The organism is Brevundimonas kwangchunensis (assembly GCF_039523815.1).
Classification (GTDB): Bacteria; Pseudomonadota; Alphaproteobacteria; order Caulobacterales; family Caulobacteraceae; genus Brevundimonas; species Brevundimonas kwangchunensis.
The window spans coordinates 151,381-157,415 of the sequence record NZ_BAAAGA010000007.1 but is presented as its reverse complement, the minus strand read 5'-3'; the positions used below and the strand labels follow the sequence as shown (position 1 = coordinate 157,415).

General features: G+C 70.2%; 5 protein-coding genes. 4 read left to right on the top strand and 1 reads right to left on the bottom strand.

Annotated elements, in window-relative coordinates; genetic code table 11:
- Positions 1-80 precede the first annotated feature (80 nt).
- From ABDZ95_RS14155 to ABDZ95_RS14140, 4 genes are all read left to right on the top strand, one after another.
- Positions 81-1,799: an alkaline phosphatase family protein gene (locus ABDZ95_RS14155; RefSeq protein WP_343794615.1), complete on the top strand. Its 1,719-nt coding sequence runs from the start codon at positions 81-83 to the stop codon at positions 1,797-1,799.
- Between the two features lie 119 nt (positions 1,800-1,918).
- A complete protein-coding gene (locus ABDZ95_RS14150; protein ID WP_343794614.1) occupies positions 1,919-2,362 on the top strand; it encodes a MerR family transcriptional regulator in 444 nt (147 codons plus the stop codon).
- Positions 2,352-3,119, top strand: a complete 768-nt coding sequence (locus ABDZ95_RS14145) for an SDR family NAD(P)-dependent oxidoreductase (protein WP_343794613.1) — start codon at positions 2,352-2,354, stop codon at positions 3,117-3,119. The genes ABDZ95_RS14150 and ABDZ95_RS14145 overlap by 11 nt, the downstream gene beginning before the upstream one ends.
- The gene (locus ABDZ95_RS14140; protein ID WP_343794612.1) at positions 3,116-4,165 is read left to right on the top strand and encodes a phosphotransferase family protein; all 1,050 of its coding nucleotides are present in this window, start codon (positions 3,116-3,118) and stop codon (positions 4,163-4,165) included. Before ABDZ95_RS14145 ends, ABDZ95_RS14140 begins: the two co-directional genes overlap by 4 nt.
- A 3-nt stretch (positions 4,166-4,168) precedes the next feature.
- Here the strand turns inward: ABDZ95_RS14140 and ABDZ95_RS14135 are convergent, their stop codons facing one another.
- A complete protein-coding gene (locus ABDZ95_RS14135) occupies positions 4,169-5,992 on the bottom strand; it encodes an AMP-binding protein (protein ID WP_343794610.1) in 1,824 nt (607 codons plus the stop codon).
- Between the last annotated feature and the right edge of the window lie 43 nt (positions 5,993-6,035).

Here is a 6,035-nt window from a genome sequence, read left to right as displayed (position 1 = left end):
CATTGCCCCCGGCGTTCTTCGTCGTCACGGGACTGATACAGGCGCTGGCTAGGAAGCGCTTCTCCCGATAAGGCGCCGCTATGTCCCGTGTTCTGCTTTCCGCCGTTTCGGCGCTCGCCCTCACCGCCTGCGTTGCGCTCCCCTCGTTGGCTGCCAATGCCGACACCCTCGCCGCACCCGTCGTCGAGGCGCCTGCCCCCGCCGCCCCGCAGGCCGGCACGCCACACCTGATCGTGACGATCGCGGTCGACCAGTTGGGCTCGATCCTGTTCAACCAGTACCGCGGGCGTCTGACCGGCGGCCTGCACACCCTGTCGGAACAGGGCCGCGTCTATCAGAACGGCTATCAGGCCCACGCCTTGACCGAGACCTGCCCGGGCCACTCGACGATCCTGACCGGCGCCAATCCCGAGCGTACCGGTATCCCTGCCAACGACTGGACCGGTCGTACGGATGGTCAGGAGGTCTACTGCCTCGCCGCGCCGCAGAACACGCTCGCCCACGGCCGGAACACAGACAACGGCCCGGTCGGCCCGGACCAGATGCGCGTCGACACTCTCGGCGACTGGCTGCAGGCCCGCAGCCCCGACAGCCGCGTCTTCGCCGTCTCGGGCAAGGACCGGGGCGCCATCACCCTGGCCGGCCATCACGGCAAGCCCTTCTGGTACACGGTCGATTTCGGCTTCACGACCTATGTCGAGCCCGGCCAGACCGCCGCGGATCGCCTCGCCCCGGTCGCCGCCCTGAACGCCCGCATCGCCGCGCGACTCGCGGCCAATCCGGTCACCTGGACCTACACCAACGACGCCTGCCGCGCGCTGGAGGGGACGTGGACCGTCAGCGGCCAGACCTTCAACTCCACCCTGCCCCCGGCGAAGCTGGAGCTGGACACCTCACCCACGTTGGATGAACTGACGCTGGAGGCCGCGACCGAGCTTCTGGAGACCCAGCAACTGGGCCAGCGCGGCGTCGTCGACATGCTCGGCGTCAGCCTGTCCGCCACCGACCGCGTCGGCCACACCTTCGGCCAGCAGGGCCCGGAGATGTGCGAGCAGATGCACCGCATGGACACGGCCCTGGGCGCCTTCCTCGACAAGCTGGCGACCGTGCCCGGCGGCGTGGTTCTGGTGCTGACCGCCGACCATGGCGGCTCCGACTTCCCCGAGCGGATGCACGACAACGGCCATCCGCACGCCGGTCGCGTCAGCTCGACCCTGATGTCGGACCTCAACCGCACGCTCGCCGCGCAATTCCAGCTATCGACCCCGCCGCTGGCGTCGGGCGGCTCGGGCCTGATGGTCGTTGGTGAAGGCGGCGTGCCGCTGGCCAATGCCGACCTGCGCGCCCGGATCGTCGACGCGACCGTGGAGGCCGTGCGCGCCAATCCCCAAGTCGCCGGCGCCTGGTCCATCGAGGAGATCTGGGCCTCGCCCATGCCGGCCGTCGACAAGAGCCCGCAGGAGTACACCCTGCTGGAACGCGAACGTCTCAGCGCCGTCCCCGGCCGTTCGCCCGACATCCTGATCGCCTTCCAGCCCTCGCTGTCTCCGGGCCGTGGGCGGGTCGGCGCGACGATCGCCGGCCACGGCACGCCTTGGGACTATGACCGCCGCGTGCCGATCGTCTTCTGGTCGCCGGGCGTGACAGTCGGTCAGGAGCGCCCTCTGGCGATCCGCACCATCGACATCGCCCCGACCCTGGCCAATGTCATCGGCGTCCCGACGCCGGACACGGTGCAGGGCCGCTGCATCGATCTGGGCCTGTTCGAGGGCGCGCCCTCCTGCCCCGCCTCGCGCTGATCTCCTCGGTCTGACGCTCCACAAGCTGTGCTGAAACAGGCGTCGCCACGATGTCCGAAGGCGCTTGCATAAACGGACTTATCGCGGCAGGTTCGGTTACGAAAGTCAGGGAGAGATGCATGACCGTGGTGCCGCTGCCGCAACGCCCGATCCGGGGCCACGCCTCGTCCAGAGGCATCAGCATCCGCGAACTGTCGGCCCGGACGGGCTCCACCCTGCGCGCCCTCAGGCACTACGAAGACATGGGTCTGCTGACGGCGGGCCGGAACGCGCGCGGCGCCCGCTGCTATGACGCGGACCAGCGCCACGCCGCCAATCTGATCGCCGGCCTGCGACGCCTCGGCATGCCCCTGCGCGACATCCACACCGCCGTCGCCGCCGACCTGCCGCCCGGCGACCGCGCCGCCGTGGTCGCGCGCTTCCTGGCCGACGAGACGGACCGCGCAGCGGAGCGTTTGCAGGACCTCCGCCTGACACTTCTCGCGCTCGAGACTTCGGGGCTCGACAGCCTCGCCGATGCACCTTCTGTCCTGCCCGCCGAAGAGCGCCGCCATGCCCGCTGAGCGTCTGGCGGGACGCCACGTCCTGATCACCGGCGCCTCGTCCGGCATCGGCGAAAGCCTCGCCCGGCTAGCCGATCGCCATGGCGCGGCGGTTACCGTCGCCGCCCGTCGCGCAGACCGACTGGAAGCTCTGGTCGCGGAGATCAACCGCGCCGGCGGCAAGGCTTTCGCCGTCAGCATGGACGTCAGCGACGAGGCGTCCGTCGTAGCCGGCTTCGCCGCTGCCCAAGCGGCGCTCGGCCCGATCCATACCGTCTACGCCAACGCCGGTGTCGGCCTGCCGGGACTGGCGAAGGAGGCGCCGATCGCCGACTTCGACGCCATGTTCTCGGTCAACGTCCGGGGCGCCTACCTGACCGCCCGCGAGGGCGCACGCGCCATGGCCGCCAGCGGGGTCGCGGCGGCGACGCAGGGCCGGATCGTGATGATCGCCTCTATCGGCGCCATGACCCAGCTGCCGGGCCTTGTCGGCTACTGCGCCTCCAAGGCCGCCGTGGTGTCGATGGCGAAGTCGCTGGCTCGCGAATGGGCGCGCGAAGGGATCAACGTCAATGCGGTCTGCCCCGGTTATCTGGAGACCGAGATGAACTCCGGCTGGTTCTCCAGCGCGGGCGGCCAGAAGCAGATCGGCGGCTTCCCCCGCCGTCGCCTGATGCCCTCCGACGCATTGGACGCCACCCTGATGCTGTTGGGCTCGGACGAGTCCGCCGCCATTACCGGCGGGGTGTTCACCGTGGACGACGGACAGTCGCTTTGAGCGCGGGCGAAGCGACCGGCGTGCGGCCGGGGTTCGAGCTCGACGCAGTCACCCTGCGCGACTGGATGGCCGGACGGATCGACCTGTCCGACGCGCCGCTGGCGATCTCCCAGTTCTCGGGCGGCCAGTCGAACCCGACCTATCGGGTCCAGTCGGGCGACCGTATCTTCGTCCTGCGCCGCAAGCCGCCGGGGCCGCTGCTGAAGGGCGCGCACGACGTGCTGCGCGAAGCCCGCGTGATGGGCGCGCTGGGCGATGCCGGCTTCCCCGTCCCACGCATCCTCGGCGTCTGCGAGGAGCCCGACGTGGCCGGCACCGCCTTCTACGTCATGGAGCATGTCGAAGGCCGCATCGTCTGGGACCCGGCGACGGACCTTCAGGCGCCCTCGGATCGCCGGGCGGTCTTCGACGCGATGAACGCCACCCTGGCGCGGCTGCACAGCCTCGACGTCGAGGCCATTGGGTTGGGCGACTACGGCAAGCACGGCGGCTTCGTCGCCCGACAGACCGCCTTGTGGACCCGCCAGTACCAGGCTGACGAGGAAGCCGGGCGCAACACGGACATGGACCGGCTGGTGGACTGGCTGGCCACCCGTGACGGCCTGTCGGACGAGACCTCGGTCATCCACGGCGACTTCCGCATCGATAATCTGATCCTGCACCCGGACCAATCCGAGGTGGCGGCGGTGATCGACTGGGAGCTGTCCACGCTGGGCCATCCGCTGGCGGACTTCGCCTATCACCTGATGATGTACCGCCTGCCGGTGCATCTGGGCGGGCTGGCCGGGCGTGACCTGACGGCCATCGGCATCCCGTCCGAGGCGGATTATGTCGAGGCCTACCGCCTACGCACCGGCCGCGACGCCCTGCCCGATCTGGACGTCTTCGTCGCCTTCAACATGTTCCGGTTCGCCGCAATCATCCACGGCATCCGCGGGCGGGTGATCCGCGGCAACGCTGTCTCGCCCAAGGCCCGCAAGCGCGCCGACGAGTTTCCGGAGCTGGCCCGACTGGCCTGGGCGCAGGCACAGCGCGCCGGGGCCTGATCCTCAGGCCCGGATCACCCCGGCTCCGCCCTCGTACAGCCGCGCGACGTCCGCCGCCCGGCGGCGCAGCACCATGTTGCGGTTGATCGAGCCCTTGTCCGAGACCTCGTGCGCCTCGACTTCCGGAGGGGTGTCGAGGAAGGCCAGCCGCGCCAGCCGTTCGCTCTGGCCGCGATGTTCCGCGTTGTGCCGCGCCAGCCCCTCGCGCACCGCCTCGACCACGGCCTGATGGCCGACGTCGTCACCGCCCGACAGACGCCGCACGCCCTCCGGATCGGGCCAGGCCAGCACGCCCAGCTCCAGCTGCCCCTCGCCGCAGATCACCACGTCGCGGAACAGGCCCGGCGAGGCGCGCAGCAGCGAGTCCCGCAGTCGCCCCGCCGCCACGAAGGTGCCGTTGGCCAGTTTGAACTGCTCGGCGCGACGACCGGCGAAATACAGGCCCAGCTCCGGCTCGGTCCGGTCATGGAAGTCAGCCATGTCTTCCATGCGAAGGAAGCCGTCCTCGTCGAACACCGCCGCCGTGCGTTCGTCGTCATCGAAATAGCCCGGCGTCACGCTGGCTGCCTTGACCCGCACCTCATAGGCGCCGTCGCAGGGGACGAGCTTCAGCGACGCGCCCGGCACCGGCAGGCCGATGCCCACGCGCGTGCTCTCCCACCAGGTGTAGCTGATCGCCGAGCCGGTCTCGGTCGAGCCATAGCCGGACACGAACAGGAACCGCTGACCGGTCGTGGCGACCGCCAGCCGCTGCAGCCGGTCGTGCAGGGGCTGCGGCAGGCCCGCGCCGCCGAACAGCATGACCCGCAACTCGCTGAAGAAGGTCTTCCTCAGCCCGGCGTCCGCCTCCAGCGCATCGGCCAGCATGGCGTAGCCCGACGGCATGGTGCCGTAGAAGCGGACGGGGATCTCCTTCAGGTTCCTCAGCGTCGCCGCGAACCGATCCGGCGTCGGCCGCCCGTCGTCGATGTGAAGCGTCCCGCCCAACCAGGTGATGTTGGTCAGCAAGGACGAGCCGGCGATGTGGCTCCACGGCAGCCAGTCCAGCATCACCCCGCCCCAGTCGAAGGCGTCGCCCATGGCCTGCGCGCCGCTGGCGGTGTTGCCGGTCATCATGGCCTGGGTGTGGATCACCGCCTTGGGTCTGCCCGTCGACCCGGACGTCAGCAGGTAGCGGGCGGGCGCGGTCGGATCGAGCGTTTCGACGCGCTGGCCTATGCCTTCGAGGTCGGGCGCGCCCAGCACCTCACTCATCTCAACGACATTCCGCTCGAACGCCTCCGGCGCGGCGCTGACGATCACAGCGTCCGCCGGCGCGATCCCCTCGGCGGCGCGGGCGAACTCGGCGGTCTCGGCCACGATCACTGCCGGCTTCACCAGATCGACGACATAGCGCAGGCGCTCGTAGTCGGTGCTCAGCAGGGAGTAGTTGGTGCTGACCGAGCTGATCGGCACGCCCGCCGCCATCGCCCCGAACATCCATGCCGCATGGGCGGGCGAGTTGCCGGACAGGACGAGGATTGCCCGGCCCTCCGGGATCGCGCGCCGCAGCAGCCAGGCCGCGACCGAAGTCGCCTGCGCCCAGCCCTCGCCGTAGGTCAGGCCGGCCCAGCCCTCCCCGTCTCGCTCGGCGACCCAGCGCTTGTCGGGCTGCGAGCCGGCCAGATCGCGGAAGCGGCGCAGCAGGTTCTGCTCATGGGGCTCCAGCGGCGCCCGCGCCGACAGGATCAGAGTCCCGTCGGAACGCTCCTCGATCTCCAGCCCCACATCGCCGAACCGGATCGGCCGGCATGGCGCACGCGTGAAGTCTTCCAACTGATCGAGCACGTCGGTTTCCTCCTGTCCGGTTGTCCGGATCTGACGGCTACCC